This is a genomic window from Spiroplasma mirum ATCC 29335 (genome assembly GCF_000565195.1).
Classification (GTDB): domain Bacteria; phylum Bacillota_I; class Bacilli_A; order Mycoplasmatales; family Mycoplasmataceae; genus Spiroplasma; species Spiroplasma mirum.
In genome coordinates this window covers 533,320-549,100 of sequence record NZ_CP006720.1, presented here as the reverse complement: position 1 = coordinate 549,100, position 15,781 = coordinate 533,320, and the positions used below count along the sequence as shown (strand labels likewise).

Sequence of the window (15,781 nt, the reverse complement as noted above, 5' to 3'; positions counted from 1 at the left end):
TAAAAAAAAAGACTTTTTCAAGTCTCTATTTTAGTAATTTTTTAAACAAGTAATTAAGAGTTAGAAAATCATACTTGTATTAAATTACATCACAATTCTAACATCTTTTTATAAAATGTCAACAAAATTTTAATTTTAATGTATAAATATTTATAAGAAAGGGTTAGATAAATGAAAAAGAAAAAATATAAACATTTTAGTCTTGATGAAAGATATGATTTAAAAGAACATTTAGTATTAGAAAGATTTAAAAAGAAAAATGGTACACTTAATTATTCTAAAATAGGAAAAGTAATGAATAAAAGTCGTAATACAATTAGATTAGAGGTTAAAAGATTACAAGAAGAATATAATCCTGAAAAAGCACATTATGATTATAAAAAGAAAAGAAAAAAATCTATTAAAAAACCATCTAAATTATCAAAAAATAAATTAGAATGGTTAAATCTTAGATTTAATAAATATCATAATTCACCCGTAGAAATTATTAAAAGATATGAAAAAAAATTTGGTGTTAAATTTCCTGTTTGTCTTAAAACATTGTATAAATGAATTTATTTAGGAGTATTTAATTTATTAAAAGAAAATTTACCTAATCATGGAAAAAAAAATAGAACAAAGAAAAGAACTGACAATCGGGATAAATTAGATAATTTTAGGTCAATATGAGATATTAAAAATAAAGTTTCTAATGTTGGTTGATTTGAAATGGACACTGTAATTGGTGAAAATCATCAATCTGCTGTTTTAGTTTTAGTAGAACAAAATAGTAAGAATTATTTTGCTATTAAATTAAAAAAAATAAGTGCTAGTGAAGTTATAGAAAAGTTTAAAGATATTGTTAGAGTAAATAATTTAATCGGTAAAATTAAGGGAATAATAACAGATAGAGGAAAAGAATTTAGTAAATGAAGAGAAATAGAAATATTTGCTGATACACAAGTTTATTTTTGTGACCCTGGTTCACCAAAACAAAAACCATTAATTGAAAGAATTAATCGTGAATTTAGACATTGATTGCCAAAAGGAACTGATTTTAACTATATTTCTCAACAAAAAATAGATTGAATAGTTAATGTTATAAATGCAAAATTAAGGCCTTGTTTAAATTGAATAAGTGCAAAAGAGATATTTTTACAGAATTTTAGATAAGTTTATGTGTGTAAAATTTAATAAATTATTTTTTAGTGTGCTAAAATTACGGTAAATTTACAAATAATTTATTTTTTAAAAAAAATAGTTGCATTTTTTAAAAAGAGTGTTATTATCAAATTAATAAGAGTTAGACTTGTCCTACTTGGATTTACATAATATATTAAATAAAAAAAGACCTTAAAGAAAAGGTCTATTTTTTTTCTTTGTGTAATGTATGAGCATTACAACACGAACAATATTTTTTAAGTTCTAGTTTTTCTTGATGTCTTTTCTTATCACGTTTCGCAATGTAGTTTTCTTCTTTACACTGATCGCAACGTAAAATTATTCCTTCACGCATTTTTAATTTAACCTCATTTCTGAATATAATAATTTACTTGTCATTTTACAACATATATATAATAACAAAAATATTTAAAAAATAACATAGTAATTTTAAGTTTTTTCGTAAATAACAGGACCAATTAATTATCTCATTTAAATAGTCACAGTGTTAAATAATAAAAGATAAGTCCAATAATTGATAAACTAATAATAATGATAAAAAAGATCCCAATTCCTAATGAACTTGTAAAGATTTGTTGGTAATTATGCCCAAATAAGAGTGGAATTCATGAGGCTACCGCAAAGGAACCCCCAATAAAAATAACACTTAAAATCCCCGTTACTAAGGACTGAATTGTACGCGAATTAATTAAAACCAGTGTTAACAGTAAGATTCCCATTACACAAAACACTGTAAAAATCGAAACAATAAAGAATAATAATAAAGTTAGGTCATAAATTAAACTAAAATCAAAGCCAAGCGCGCCAACCGTGATTAAACTAGTTATTAAGACAAGGATGTCCGAAACTACAACAAGGGTTATACAATATAAACTTGCCATTAGAATAAAACCAAGGGGTTTAATCCCTAACAAGCCAATTCGCTTGTAAACAATTGAAACTTTTAAATCAATTAAAAATCCGAGCATCATATACATCGAGCAACTAGCAGTGGTGGCAATAAAGGAAATCCCAATTCCTAAACTAATTGATCCTGCGGAAATCCGGGGGTTATTTAAAATGGCATCCAGAGTAATCCCAATCGGAATTAAAATCACCGCAATAACAAAAACAATTTTTTGTCGTTTTAGATAATTTAGAAAGAAAAAATAAAGCGCAAAAATATTAACATTTTCTGTTACAAGGGACTTATTTATCTTTTTCTTTATCAATGTATTTTGTTCAACTTTTTGCTCATTTTTCATTGCGGAATCCTTCCTGGTAGCTCGCATAATTTTGATTATAACAGCCAATTTGATATTCTTTAAATTTTGCTTTTACATATTTTTCAACACTGCCATATTCAGCCACCACCGTGGCAACATCAATGGTATTAATTATTTTACCATTAACCATAAAAATTAATGTTTTACAAAATTGTTCAATCTCTTCCATATTATGGGAAATTAACAAAAGTCCCTTCTGAGGTTCTGTGAGAAAATCATTAATTAAATTATAAATTGTTTCTTTAATTTCTAAATCTAACCCGGTCGCTAACTCATCTAAAATAATTAAATCAGGATTAACAATGAGTGCCAATAAAATATTAATTTTTTGTTGTTGCCCACCCGATAACTTAGTAATATCTTTATTAATAATTTTTTCAATTTGTAAAGCTAATAAAATCTGGTAAATTTCTTTTGGATTAATTGGAATCTTATAAGCTTTTAAATAAAGATTCATCAGATCAAAACCAGTGATACCCTTTGGATAGCGTGATTCTTGAAGTTGCATTCCAATGCGAATTCCAAATGGTTTGTTCACCTCACCACTACTTGGTTTTCGCAACTGCGCTAAAATTTCACAGAGCGTTGTTTTTCCGGTACCATTAGGACCAACAATACCAATGCGATCACCACGTTTAACGGTTAAATTAATATGGTGGAGCACTTCTTGATGACGATATGATTTTGTTAAGTCAAATGCTTGCACTAAAATCTCATCTGTTAATTGTTGGTTATTAATATCTGCCATATTGGTCCTCCTTATTATAATTTACTTACATTTTATCATCATATTAAATAAAAAGAGCAGGGAAATTATGATTTCCCTGTTTTTATTGATCATCATTATTTTTTAAAATGTCATTAATATTAATTTGTAATTCCTTTGTTTCTTCGACAGCTAAATCATGTTTAAACTTATTTTTATCAACTTTTTCATTTGGTTGAGCTTGAAATTCTCCTGTTGTCATTTCTGGTGTTGATCCACCAGAACTAACTTTTTGTTGTTTTTGTTCAATCAATAATTCAACCGTTGTTTTTGCTTGACGAATATCTACTTTAGGAGTAGAAGAACCAGCATTGTTAGGTTGTTGCTCTGGTTTTATATTTTTTACTTCCGTGGGATTCTTTTTTTCCGCTAGGCTTTTTTTATTAATTAATTCAGGAGATTGGGTTGGTTTCATAACCTTGGTACTTTCTTTTGAAGTTTTATTATTAGTTGAAAGCGATTTAGAAACATCCGTGTTGATTTCGCTATTCTCACTTGGTTGGGAAGTTGGTGAATTAGACTGGGTGGTTCCAGTTTTACTAATTGCTATTTTTTCTACTGGTTGTTGAACTGCAGAAGATGAAATTACCGGAGCTTCTTGTGGTTTTGACTTTGCGGATAATTTTTGTTTTTGTTGTTTTGCCTTAATCTTTGTTGATTTAGCAGCGCCTTTTCTTGTTGGCGCTGCGTTTGGTTTTTTTATTACTTTAATAACCGCAGGATCCTTGGCAACAGAATTCGAATTATCATTAGTTGGAGGTGTTTCACTAGTTGGAAGTTCTTTTAAATTATAATATTTAGGAATCGTAATCTCATCAATATTTTCAATTCCCAAAGTTTCAAGAGGAGCATCTAACTCTTGCAACGCAATCTTGTCAACATTAAACATTTCAATTTTATCATTTGGATGTAAAATATTTAATGTTTCTTTTTTATTAATAATAAATCCTCATTTAATTAACTGGTCCAGTTTTTTATTTAATTTAAATAACCGTGTTCCCTTAATAGGGCGCGTTGAAACGGGCAGTTCTTTTAAAGCAATTTTTTTAACCATATTTTGGTCAGTAATAAAGATAAGGTTTTCTTTTTGACCATAACCAGCGCCGACCACTTCATCCTCTTTTAGGTTAATTGATTTAACCCCACTGGTACGTAAGCCAAGACTTGGAATTTCTTGTTGTTTATATTTAACTACAAAACCATTTTTGGTAAAAATACTAACATATTGTTCGTCTTTAACTAGTTGGCTGGCAACTACTTCATCATCAGCTTTCAGGTTAATTGCTTTTATCGCTTTACTAATTCTAGTTGCTTCAAAATCAGGCACGGAAACTTTTTTAATCATCCCATTTTTAGTAGCGATCATAATTGCCACGTTAGGTTTATTAAAACTATCTAATAAATAACTAGCAATAATTTTTTCTTCTCCTGGTAATTCGGAAATGGTGTTAACATGTTCACCAATATCTTTGATTTTTGACATTTTAATTTTATAAACGGGAATAATTACATAATTCCCCTTTGAAGTAATTAATAATATTTTATCTAATGTGTTCGCTGAAAAATTAGCAACTCATAAATCTAATGGTTTGCGGTTAAATTCATTCGCTGTTATTTTTGCTATTTGACTATTATCTAACGATTTTAAATAACCATCTCGCGAAACTCAGATATTAACATCTTTTTCAATAATAGTCTCTGTTTTTTCAATTTCAATTAATTCAATATCATTTTCAATGACACTTTTACGAGGAGAAGGAAATTTATTTTTAATTAATTCTAATTGTTCAACAATGACAGCTAATAATTTTTCTTCTTGTGCTAAAATTACTTGTAAGTTCTTAATTAAATTAGCTAACTCTTGTTGTTCTTTTTGTAATTGTAAAATATCAGTTGAAGTTAACCGATACAATCTTAATTGGACAATTGCTTCGGCTTGAACTTGGGTAAATTTAAATTTAGTACATAAATTATTAATCGCATCCGTGCGATCTTTGGAATGACGAATAATGGCAATTATTTCATCTAAAATACTAACCGCCTTAATTAGTCCTTCAACAATTTCTTCTCGTTTTTGTGCTTTTGCTAATTCAAATTTACTTCGATTGGTAATAACTTCTTTTTGGTGGGCAATATAATAATCAATTAATTCTTTTAAGCCTAATAATTTTGGTTGTTTATTAGCAATCGCAACCACGTTAAAATTATAGGATACTTGTAAATTAGTATTTTTTAGTAAATACTTGCGAACAGTATCATAATTGGCTTGTTTTGATAATTCCACCACAATTCGTAAACCCGTACGGTCAGTTTCATCCCGAACTTCTTTAATATTTAATCCTGGCTCATTATATTTAATGTCATCAATTTTTTTAACTAAATCTTGTTTAACAACTTCATAAGGAATTTCAGTAATCACAATATTATTATCTTCGTTTTCAATTTTACTGCGAATAATAATTTTTCCCCGTCCGGTGCGATAAGCATCAAGAATTCCCGTTTTTCCTTGAATAATTCCTCCGGTAGGAAAATCAGGACCCTTAATATATTTTGTTAATTCGTTTAACTTACTATCGGGATTTTTAATCCGATGAATGGTTACATTAATAACCTCTTGCAAATTATGAGGGGGAATATTTGTTGCATATCCAGCAGCAATTCCTGTAGCACCATTAATTAATAAGTTAGGGAACATGGCTGGTAAAATAGTTGGTTCTGTTTCCGAGTCATCAAAGTTTGGGGCAAATAATACTGTTTCTTTATCAAGATCTTGTAATAAAAACCCGGCAATTTCACTTAAGCGCGTTTCGGTATAACGCATTGCCGCTGCATGGTCCCCATCAATTGACCCATTATTTCCGTGCATATCAATTAACGGATAGCGAACTTTTCAACTTTGACTTAACCGCACCATTGCATCATAAACAGATGTATCACCATGGGGATGATACTTCCCAATTACTTCCCCCACAATCCGTGCGGATTTTTTATAACTTGAATTAAAAGTTAGCCGGAGTTCATTCATCGCAAAAAGGATTCTTCGTTGAACCGGTTTTAAACCATCCCGAACATCGGGTAACGCACGCTCTTGAATAATATATTTGGCATAGCGAGCAAAGCGATCGTCCATAATATCATTTAAAGTATAAACTAATTCATTATCTGTTTGTTTTTGATTACTCATCTTGCTGTTCCTTTCTGATTTATAAATGGGGATTAATAATTTTTTCAATTGTTATTTTTAAAAAAATTTCAAATCCAATGGCGGTTAATTTTCATTGATCCTCTTGACGATAATAATTTAAAATAGAATTTTTAACATCTAAAATTAATGTACGAACAAATTGTAAAATTTTGTCATTAGTATAATAAAATTCATAGACTAATTTTAAACTATCTTGTAAAGCGGGAACATCATTTTTGTTAATTACAATTTGATGACCAGGCGTTTGCGTTTGGTCTTCAGCATTTTTAAAACAATATGTCAAAACTAAACCATTAGTAGTTTCTGTTAATTCCAAATAATAATGTTTAAACCATGCAATATTATTTAGTTTTGAACTAAGACTTTGTCCTTTGGCACTTCATTCTTTAATTTTTGTAACTAACTGATTTGGATTATCATTTAATAAATTATCCGGAAAGACTACTTCTCCCGCGGCTTTTAAATTAAATAATAAGCCAGCTAAATCCCAGTTAAAATATCTTAGTTGCAGTTCATTAGAACCTTGACTAAAAAACTTTTCCCCTGCTTTCGTTAATAGATAAAAATTTGTGCTAGTTTCTAAACGATACAAATCAGGATGCTCATGAATACTTGTTTGAATAAAATTATTTTTTGCCAAGGTTTTTTCTAATAATAGTTGGCTAATGTAAAGCATCGTGTTTAAAGCTTGGGGGTTGTTTTTCGCAACTGTTGTTTGAGCAATAATTTTATCTTGTTCACTACTACTCAAATCAAATTTTCGGTAAACAAAAATTTTTAACTCAGCGGTTGTTTCTTCATAACGCAAAAAATTTCAAACAAAATTTTCATACTGGCTAGTAATCGCATTTACTTTATTAACATTATCAAGATTAATTTTAATATTAAAAATTATATTTTCCATCATTATTGTCCCACCACCGGTTGAAAGTCATCTTCTAAAGTAAACTTAACATTTTCATCAATTCAATCTTTGCGTTTTTTAGCATCATCGCCCATTAAGGTTACAATCCGTTTTTCCGCAATCGCGGCATCATCAATGGTTACTGCAATTAACTGACGAGTTTCGGGATTCATTGTTGTTTCTCATAATTGTTCAGCGTTCATTTCTCCTAACCCTTTGTAACGTTGTAGTTCAAACTTATCTTTCAGATGTTTTAGTTTTGTTTTTAACTCGTTTTCATTTCAGGCATAACTAACTTTTTTACTTTTTAAATTAGTAATTTTAAATAAGGGTGGCAAGGCAATATAAACACGTTTGTCTTCAATTAACGGACGCATAAAGCGGTAGAAAAATGTTAATAATAAAGTTTGAATGTGGGCCCCATCAGTATCCGCATCAGTCATAATAATAATTTTTCCATAGTTAGCATCTTCCAAATCAAAACTATTACCCAACCCAGCGCCAATAGCATGGATCATTAAATTAATTTCTTCATTATTCATTAAATCTTGTAATTTTGCTTTTTCTGCATTAATAACTTTTCCTCGTAATGAAAGAATGGCTTGAAATTTCCGATCACGTCCTGATTTCGCGCTTCCCCCCGCGGAGTCCCCTTCAACTAAAAATAATTCATTAACTTTTTTATTTTTATTTTGGGCAGGAGTTAATTTTCCTGTTAATAACCGTTCGCTATTAGATTTTCGTTTATTGCCACGGGCTGCTTCCCGTGCTTTCCGTGCTTCTTCTTTTGCAGTACGGGCTAATAATGCTTTTTCAATAATTGCATAGGCATTCGTTTTATTTTCTAACATCCAAAATTGCATTTGTTTAGCAACAATATTTTCAACTGCCATTTTAACATCACTAGTTCCTAATTTTCCTTTTGTTTGGCCTTCATATTGAATTAAACTTTCAGGGATTTTTACCGAAATAATTGCTGTTAACCCTTCCCGGGTATCAGTTGAATCTAAGTTCTTATCCTTTTCTTTTAATAAACCTTCTTTGCGCGCATACTCATTAATAACTTTTGTTAATCCCGTACGAAAACCAACCACATGACTTCCCCCGTCACTTGTTTTAACATTATTAGCAAAACTTAATAAGTTTTCGTTAAATTCAGTTGAATATTGTAAAGCAATTTCAACATCAATGTCTTTTTCCATTCCTTTAAAGATGATAATTGGAGTAATTGGTTTTTTCCCCTCATTCATATAAGTAATGAACTCTTCTAACCCATTATTAAATAAATACTCAACATACTTATCAGTGCGTTCATCTTGGAGGGTAATTTTTAACCCACTATTTAAAAATGCTGATTCCCGGATTCGCTCTGAAATTGTTGAAAATGAAAAATCAATCACTTTAAAAATTTCGGGGTCCGGAACAAAATAAACGGTAGTTCCCGTTGTGGTTGCCGAACCAATTGTCGTTAATTTTTGGGCTAATTTTCCCCCATTATTAAATTTAATTTTACTAATTTTTTTGTCCCGATAAATTGTGACATCAAACTCACTTGATAAGGCATTAACAACTGAGGAACCAACTCCGTGCAGTCCTCCAGATGTTTTATAACCATCACCACCAAATTTTCCCCCGGCATGTAAAATTGAAAAAATAACCTCTGGTGTTGATTTTCCACTCGCATGCTTACCAATTGGAACTCCCCGGCCATTATCTTTAACCGTGATACCATTATTTTTATGTATTATAATATTAATTTCACTAGCAAATCCTGCTAAAGCTTCATCAATTGAGTTATCAACAATTTCTCAAACTAAATGATGTAATCCCCGAATATCAGTTGAACCAATATACATTCCTGGGCGTTTACGAACAGCATCTAAACCTTCTAGGATTTGAATTGAAGATTCATCATAATGTAAAGTTTTGTTATTATTGTCCATTGTTTATCCCACCTTTATTAAGTATTTGATAATCCTTAATATCATACAATAATATCCGAAGTTTTACAAATAAAGATTAAAATAATTTATTTTTGTAAAAACATCTGTAATAAAGTTAGTCTTAATTTCATTAACTAGTAAACTTTATGTTGGATGTTTTTTCAAATAATTAAATTATGCTTTTGTAACTTTTAGACTAAATTTAGGTGTTTCCCCAGTGGCTTTATTACTTTTTGCTTTAACAAAAAATTTAAATGCTAATAATTCTGTTGGTGTTTTTCCAACAACAATTTGATTTAACTCTTCAATTGTATAATCTGTATTGATAACTAACCCTGATAAACCAGAAGTTCTTTTAACAGCATTAATAATTATTGTTTGTAAAGCTGTAACATCCCCAACGACACTTGTATCCCCAGGAATTGTTTGGTCAGGAACTGTAATTGTTACTTTTGTTAAATTAACAACTACTTGGTTAGTTACTGTTAATTTAACTTTTAAACTCTCTTTTAACTCTGATCCGCTTAAGGCTTTAACGGCAATAATAATTTTGTCACCATTTTTAAATTCACTATGATGACTAGTAAATTCAGAATTTTTTTCATCTAACACATTAACTTGTAACTTAGTTCCAGTTAAATTGCTTATTTGTGAAATTGATTTTAAAATATTAATTACCACACTATTAATAGTTTTATAACCACCTATGTTTTTACCAACTGCTTTATTAGCTGTTTTTGCAATGGCGTTAGAAACTGCTAAGGCAATTTCTTTTTTGTGGGCGTCACTCACTATATGAAGGTAAATTTTTTTATATCTTCTTTTTTTCTTCCTTGTTACATGCCACAACTGATGAAGCACCAGTAGCTGTCAATCCAATTGCGCCTAAAATTGCTAATAATTTCTTCACTATTTTCTTCCTCAGTTTAGTTTAGTTAATTAATTACGAAAATATACAAAATAAACAACTATTTTTGTTCTTACAAATTGCTATTGCTATTGAATAATTACCTATTTCATATGCCTTTTCCATATTTGTATTCTATAAAAAAACAATTTATTTCTTTTGATTAGGAAAAATTATTACTTATTATTAAAAATTATTGATAAAATTGCGACAATATTAATTTTTTGCAAAAAATATTGTTATCCAAGATTTATCTGGGATATTCATTAAAAATACTTCCATTTAGGTTATAATAATTTAAGAGGTGTTTAAATTAATGAATCTATATGGTTATATTGGAACAATCATTGCATGTATTTTAGCTTATCTAATTGGTTCTTTTAGTTGATCAATTTTTATTGGTAAGTTCTTTTTTAAAGTTGATGTCAGAGAATATCATTCTAAAAATGCCGGGGCGACTAATACTAGCCGGGTATTAGGAAAAAAATGAGGATTTGTTATTATGTTTTTAGATATGTTAAAAATAACAATTGTCATGTTTATTACCCTAGGAATTAGCTGTATTGCGGTCGATGATGTTAATTTTGGCTCAACTAGTTATTATGTTCCAACATTTTTTGTTTTATTAAGTCATTGTTATCCAATTTATTATAAATTTAAAGGTGGGAAAACAGTTTCTTCTTTTTTAGGATTATTATGAATGACAAACCCCTATTATTTCTTAATTGTCGCAGTAGTTTGATGAGTAGTCTTTTTTATTTGAAGAAGAGTATCATTATCATCAATTATAAGTGCAATTATGGTTGGGGCGTTATGTTGAATTCCCCAACTAAGTGGGATCAATGTAATTAACTTTGATGGCCAGTTATTAAAGGATAGTAACTTAGTTTGGTTTAATCAATTTCACAATCTTAATTATGACAATTATTATGATAGTCTTGCGTTAATTAATATTATGGCTTCACTAGGAGTTATTTTACTAGTCTTTCGACACCATGAAAATATTAAACGGTTATGAACAGGGCAAGAAAAAAAATACGATATCCATAAAAAAGCTGATATTAATAAACTAAAAAAACTGGAAATAACCGAAAAAAGTAACAAAATTAATCAGCAAATCAAAACTAGTAAGTTAAAACAAGCTGAATTAACAGAAGAAATTAATGATTTAAAAGCAACAAAAAACAAAACGAAAAAAAATTAAAAAAATGTTAATTTTATTAACATTTTTTTAATTTTATAGCATTATTTTGCCCTTTTCATGGAGTTCATAACTTTTTTAATATCAGCTTCTGAAGGTTTTCTTCCCATTTGCATATACATGGCACGAATTTGTTTTTCTGTAATTGGGGGATTATCACGTAATTGTTTTTGGACAATTTTTTTTGTAATAATAAATCCTAATACCCCACCAATGATTAAACAACCAATCCCAATTATTAAACCTGCTCATCATGGTATCATATGATTAATTTACCTCCTCTAGTCGTAATTTATGACAATTTATCAATAAAACTAATAATTATTAAAAAGAATATTAGTTATCTACAATATTTTAACATAATTAAGAATTTTATTGAAAAAATTTCGTAACTTCTCATAACTTTTTCAGCAAATTAATCATGCAAGTTATTTTTCGAAAGGTTAATTTTTAATTAATTTGTTTTCGCCTTCACACTAATGGTAATGAATGCTTCGCCAAAATAATTTTTAGTATTATTAGCATTAATATCAATTTTCATTGGATGGTATTGACCATCATATTGTAATTTATCGGTTGTTGTTAAGTAAATATTGGAGTCTTGTAATGCTCCTTTTAAATCAGGATTTAAATTAGGAATGGCACTAATAATTGCCCTAACTAAGGTTGGTAAATTAGTATCACTAATTTGAGCTTTACTGTCTAAAAATTCACCCCCATCATGGGAAATATCAATAATACTTGTCGCAATTGACATTGTTACAGCTGCTGTTCCTTGGTAATTTATGGTATCACTAGCATCAATAATAATTTTCAAAGATTGATATTGACCATTATAAATTAAATGGTCATTAGTTTTTACCACCACATGGTTATCATTTAACACTTGCAAAAGATCAGGTTTTAAAGTAGTAATTGTTTTTAAAGCTAACAATAATTGATCTTGCGAAGTATTAGTAACTTTAGCTTTGTTACTAGTATAATTACCCCCATCATGGGAAATATTAATCCGGCGGTCAACATGCTGATGAGTTTTTACTCAATATTCATAGATTTGTCATCCTCCAACACTAACCCCCGCTAATAAAACTGTTCCAATAATAGATCAGATAATTATTTTCTTCTTACTTTTTTTGCTCGGCGTTACCGGCGTCGTTTGGTATTGAATTGCTTTTTTCATATTATTCCTTCTTTCTAATTTTAATAAGTTTGTTCAAATAAATAATTCTCTTGATAGCCAACCCATAAGTTACCATTAATAAGCGAAATTGTCGCTGCGTTAATGCTTTCGACTTGCGATTTTTAGTTATTATGAGAACTATAAATTTTATTTTGACAACGTAAATAAATCGCATCTTCATTCACTAAAATTTGACTGATTGATGATCCTTATTTAACAATTGGGTGGTTAATTTGTTTAAAGTTATAGAGACTGCTATCGTTAGTTCAAATTAAAAAACTATCTTGATAATTAACAAGTAGTGCGGATGTAATCATTTTTTTAAAATTATAAATTTGGTGGTAGCCAAAGTTCACCGGATTATATTGTAAAAGACTACCTTGGCTCATAAGAACATACCAATGATTATCATTTCCTGCTAAAAAACCAACCCCAATCCCGCTATCAGTTGGGAACTTTGTTTGGGTATGTTTTGTTGTATTATAAATTCCAATACTAGTAACAATGACATCATCATTATTAATGATGCCATCATATAACATTCGCGAACAATATAAATTATTATCAAAAATATCAGTTGTTCAGTCTGACAATAAAAACTCTTGAATCCGGGAAATTGCAATTCCAATATTAATTATTACAACATGTAAAATATTATTTTGGTCAAAATACATATTATCTAGAATATTATTAGCTGCTTAATAATTAGCAAGTGACTTTGCTCAATTATCAGAACAATAGATTGTTCCTTGCACAGTTTCAACATAAATTTTGTTGTTATTAACTAAAATTTTACTAATTGAATTTTTTAAATTAGCAATTTTTGTTCAACTTTGATCTTGTTGTTAATAAAGATCACCCGCGGCAGTTCCGACATAAGTAATTTTATTTAGGTTGGTTATTGCTTCAACAGAACTGTTAAATTTTGCTCGTTGCTGTCCATTAAAATTAGCCCAAATGGTAACGCTCGTTTTTCCATAAAACTGGGCTGTACTATCCGCATTAATATTAATGGTAATTTTTTTTACCGATAAAATTAGTAGGACTATCTGGAGAAGAGATTTGAATGTGCGGATCTTTAATGCCGGCTAATAAAGTTTGCTTAATTCCAAAGTTTTTTAACTGTTCTATGTTCTAATCCCGCTAATAGTTGTTCTTGACTAGTATCTTGCAAAAAAAATAACATTTTGGTATTGTGAATAATATCCACTATCGTTGGTAATATTTATTTTATTAGATTGCATTAAAATTTTGACATGGGCAGTTCCTTCATATTGTTTGGTATATTGAGCATCAATAGTAATCTTAATGGAATGTGGTTTATTATCAACTTGAAATGGGGAATCAGAAGTAACAATCACTTGGGGATCTTTAATGGCTGCTAAGATATTCTCATTTACAATTGTGGGTCCTAACTGATTTAAAGCAGCAATTAATGTGTTAGCATTTAAATCATTCCCAATCGTAACATGTTGATTAGTATAATCATCACCATCGTTAGTAATATCAATTTTAGTAGACTTCATCATTATTGAAACAACGGCTTGGCCAGTATAATTCGGAATCGCAAGCGCAGTAATCTTAATATCAATTTTATGCGCAAGACCATCATGGTTAAGAACAGAATCAGTTGTTACTTTAATTCCAGACTGGTCAAGCAAATAAAGTAAAGTAGGATTAAGACCTGTAACCTGTTTTAACCCCGCAATCAATTCATTTGGTTTGGTATCTGGTTCACTAACCGCTGGTTGGGAAGTTAAATCTTGGTTTAAATTAGAAATATCAATGGTTCCGTTTTTTGCTTGTAGTTTTACTAGTAACGTTCCCGTATAATTTTTTGTTGCATTGGCATCCACAGTAATATCAATTTCACTTGGTTGGTTATTTGGAAGAAGCGTTGAAGATGTTGAAACAAAAATATTCGGATCATTCACCGCAGTGGCTAAGTTTGCGTCAACACCTTGAACATTTTGAATTAAATAAATTAGATTATCATGGGTTAAATCACCAACTACAACCGGGGGACTAGTTAAATAATTACCATTAATATTACTAATATTAATTTTTGTAGCGATAAAATAAACACTGACTGGTAATGTGCCCTGAAATTGTTTTGTTTGATTAGCATCTAAGGTAAAATTAATTAAGTGCGGGCGGCCATCAGAAATTAATATTGAAGGAGTAATGTCACTAATTTTTAACTGGTCATTAGTGAGGAGACTAGCTAAGTTAGGATTTAAATCAGGAATTGTTTGCAAGACATTAATAATGTTCTGATTGGTTAAATTCATAATTTTTAAGGGAGCTAAGTTACTAAAGTTACCATCTAAATTAGTAATATCAAATTTTGCCGCACGAACTGCTAAGGTAACATTCGCAATTCCCTCGAATTGTTTGGCATGGGTGGCATTAACCGTAATATTTATTAAGTGATATCCCCCATCATATGGTAAATGATCACTAGTTGTTAACACCGTGGTAGGATCATTAAGAGCGGTTAATAAATCGGAATTTAACTCACTAATTTGTTGAACAGCGTTTGTTAGTTGGTCCGAAGAAGTGTTATTAATAGTTACCCTCACATTGGGAAAGTATCCCCCATCATGGGAAATATCAATGCGATTAGTAGCATGAGCTGTTGGTTGATTGAGATATTGATATATTTGTCAACCCCCAATGCCAATGCCTGCTAAAATCACCAGTAAAACCACAATTAGAATAATAAATTTATAATGGTAATGTTTTAATAATTCTTGTAACTGACTATGATATTCATCTTCAATTTCTGGATAAAAAACATCCGGGTTACGAAGATCAACATTGTTTTTAATGGTCGTAACTAGTTGGTGTTGGGAAGGTGGAATAATGGTTGGTAAATGGTTTTCAGCAACGGTGAGGGCAAGGCTTGGTTGAACATCAGGGATATGAAAGGTTTTGGCAAAGGTCTGGGCTGATAAATAGACAATGTTATTAATAACATTGGGTTTAATTTTATTGTTACAATATAAATTTTTTTTATTAAATAACCCATAATAAACATCCCAACAACGAAATACTAAAAATGGTTGAATATCATTATCCATTGTTGAATCAAAATTAGTTTCAGTTTTAATTGGTAATAATTGTAGTTTTTTAATTAATAAGGGGTTTTCTTTTTTAATTGTTTTTAATAAACTCTGTAAGCGTTTCTTACAATTATTACAAATAACAACATGGGGTTGTTGATTGGCATTATTCATTGCACATCCT

The 15,781-nt window shown here is 29.6% G+C and carries 14 protein-coding genes; 2 read left to right on the top strand and 12 right to left on the bottom strand.

The window, feature by feature from the left end; translation table 4 throughout:
* The first annotated feature begins 171 nt into the window (after positions 1 to 171).
* Positions 172 to 1,152, top strand: coding sequence for an IS30 family transposase (locus P344_RS02695; protein ID WP_025317363.1), 981 nt, complete (start codon positions 172 to 174; stop codon positions 1,150 to 1,152).
* A gap of 193 nt (positions 1,153 to 1,345) precedes the next feature.
* Here the strand turns inward: P344_RS02695 and rpmG are convergent, their stop codons facing one another.
* The 8 genes from rpmG to P344_RS06705 all read right to left on the bottom strand — a co-directional run bounded on the left by rpmG (position 1,346) and on the right by P344_RS06705 (position 10,154).
* On the bottom strand, positions 1,346 to 1,495 hold the full coding sequence (gene rpmG / locus P344_RS02690; RefSeq protein WP_025317362.1) for a 50S ribosomal protein L33: 150 nt from the start codon (positions 1,493 to 1,495) through the stop codon (positions 1,346 to 1,348).
* Between the two features lie 124 nt (positions 1,496 to 1,619).
* Positions 1,620 to 2,405: a hypothetical protein gene (locus tag P344_RS02685; protein ID WP_025317361.1), complete on the bottom strand. Its 786-nt coding sequence runs from the start codon at positions 2,403 to 2,405 to the stop codon at positions 1,620 to 1,622.
* Positions 2,350 to 3,174 carry an ATP-binding cassette domain-containing protein gene (locus P344_RS02680; RefSeq protein ID WP_025317360.1) on the bottom strand — a complete coding sequence of 275 codons (825 nt, stop codon included), beginning with the start codon at positions 3,172 to 3,174 and terminating at the stop codon, positions 2,350 to 2,352. Before P344_RS02680 ends, P344_RS02685 begins: the two co-directional genes overlap by 56 nt.
* A gap of 82 nt (positions 3,175 to 3,256) precedes the next feature.
* Positions 3,257 to 6,376, bottom strand: a complete 3,120-nt coding sequence (gene parC / locus P344_RS02675) for a DNA topoisomerase IV subunit A (RefSeq protein WP_025317359.1) — start codon at positions 6,374 to 6,376, stop codon at positions 3,257 to 3,259.
* A gap of 19 nt (positions 6,377 to 6,395) precedes the next feature.
* Complete coding sequence (locus P344_RS02670) at positions 6,396 to 7,304, bottom strand: hypothetical protein (protein ID WP_025317358.1); 909 nt, start codon at positions 7,302 to 7,304, stop codon at positions 6,396 to 6,398.
* Positions 7,304 to 9,244: a DNA topoisomerase IV subunit B gene (gene parE / locus P344_RS02665; protein WP_025317357.1), complete on the bottom strand. Its 1,941-nt coding sequence runs from the start codon at positions 9,242 to 9,244 to the stop codon at positions 7,304 to 7,306. The genes P344_RS02670 and parE overlap by 1 nt, the downstream gene beginning before the upstream one ends.
* A gap of 174 nt (positions 9,245 to 9,418) precedes the next feature.
* Entirely contained in the window at positions 9,419 to 10,036 is a 618-nt protein-coding gene (locus tag P344_RS02660) for a hypothetical protein (RefSeq protein WP_025317356.1), read from the bottom strand.
* A gap of 19 nt (positions 10,037 to 10,055) precedes the next feature.
* Positions 10,056 to 10,154: a lipoprotein gene (locus P344_RS06705; RefSeq protein WP_148552300.1), complete on the bottom strand. Its 99-nt coding sequence runs from the start codon at positions 10,152 to 10,154 to the stop codon at positions 10,056 to 10,058.
* 313 nt (positions 10,155 to 10,467) lie between these two features.
* Between P344_RS06705 and plsY the strand changes: the two genes are divergently transcribed.
* Positions 10,468 to 11,355, top strand: coding sequence for a glycerol-3-phosphate 1-O-acyltransferase PlsY (gene plsY / locus P344_RS02655; RefSeq protein WP_025317355.1), 888 nt, complete (start codon positions 10,468 to 10,470; stop codon positions 11,353 to 11,355).
* A gap of 41 nt (positions 11,356 to 11,396) precedes the next feature.
* Here the strand turns inward: plsY and P344_RS02650 are convergent, their stop codons facing one another.
* The 4 genes from P344_RS02650 to P344_RS02635 form a co-directional block, all read right to left on the bottom strand.
* The gene (locus tag P344_RS02650) at positions 11,397 to 11,615 is read right to left on the bottom strand and encodes a YneF family protein (protein ID WP_179945757.1); all 219 of its coding nucleotides are present in this window, start codon (positions 11,613 to 11,615) and stop codon (positions 11,397 to 11,399) included.
* Positions 11,616 to 11,806: 191 nt separating this feature from the next.
* A complete protein-coding gene (locus P344_RS02645) occupies positions 11,807 to 12,532 on the bottom strand; it encodes a hypothetical protein (protein WP_025317353.1) in 726 nt (241 codons plus the stop codon).
* A gap of 209 nt (positions 12,533 to 12,741) precedes the next feature.
* Entirely contained in the window at positions 12,742 to 13,206 is a 465-nt protein-coding gene (locus tag P344_RS02640; protein WP_025317352.1) for a hypothetical protein, read from the bottom strand.
* 486 nt (positions 13,207 to 13,692) lie between these two features.
* The gene (locus tag P344_RS02635) at positions 13,693 to 15,771 is read right to left on the bottom strand and encodes a hypothetical protein (RefSeq protein ID WP_025317351.1); all 2,079 of its coding nucleotides are present in this window, start codon (positions 15,769 to 15,771) and stop codon (positions 13,693 to 13,695) included.
* Between the last annotated feature and the right edge of the window lie 10 nt (positions 15,772 to 15,781).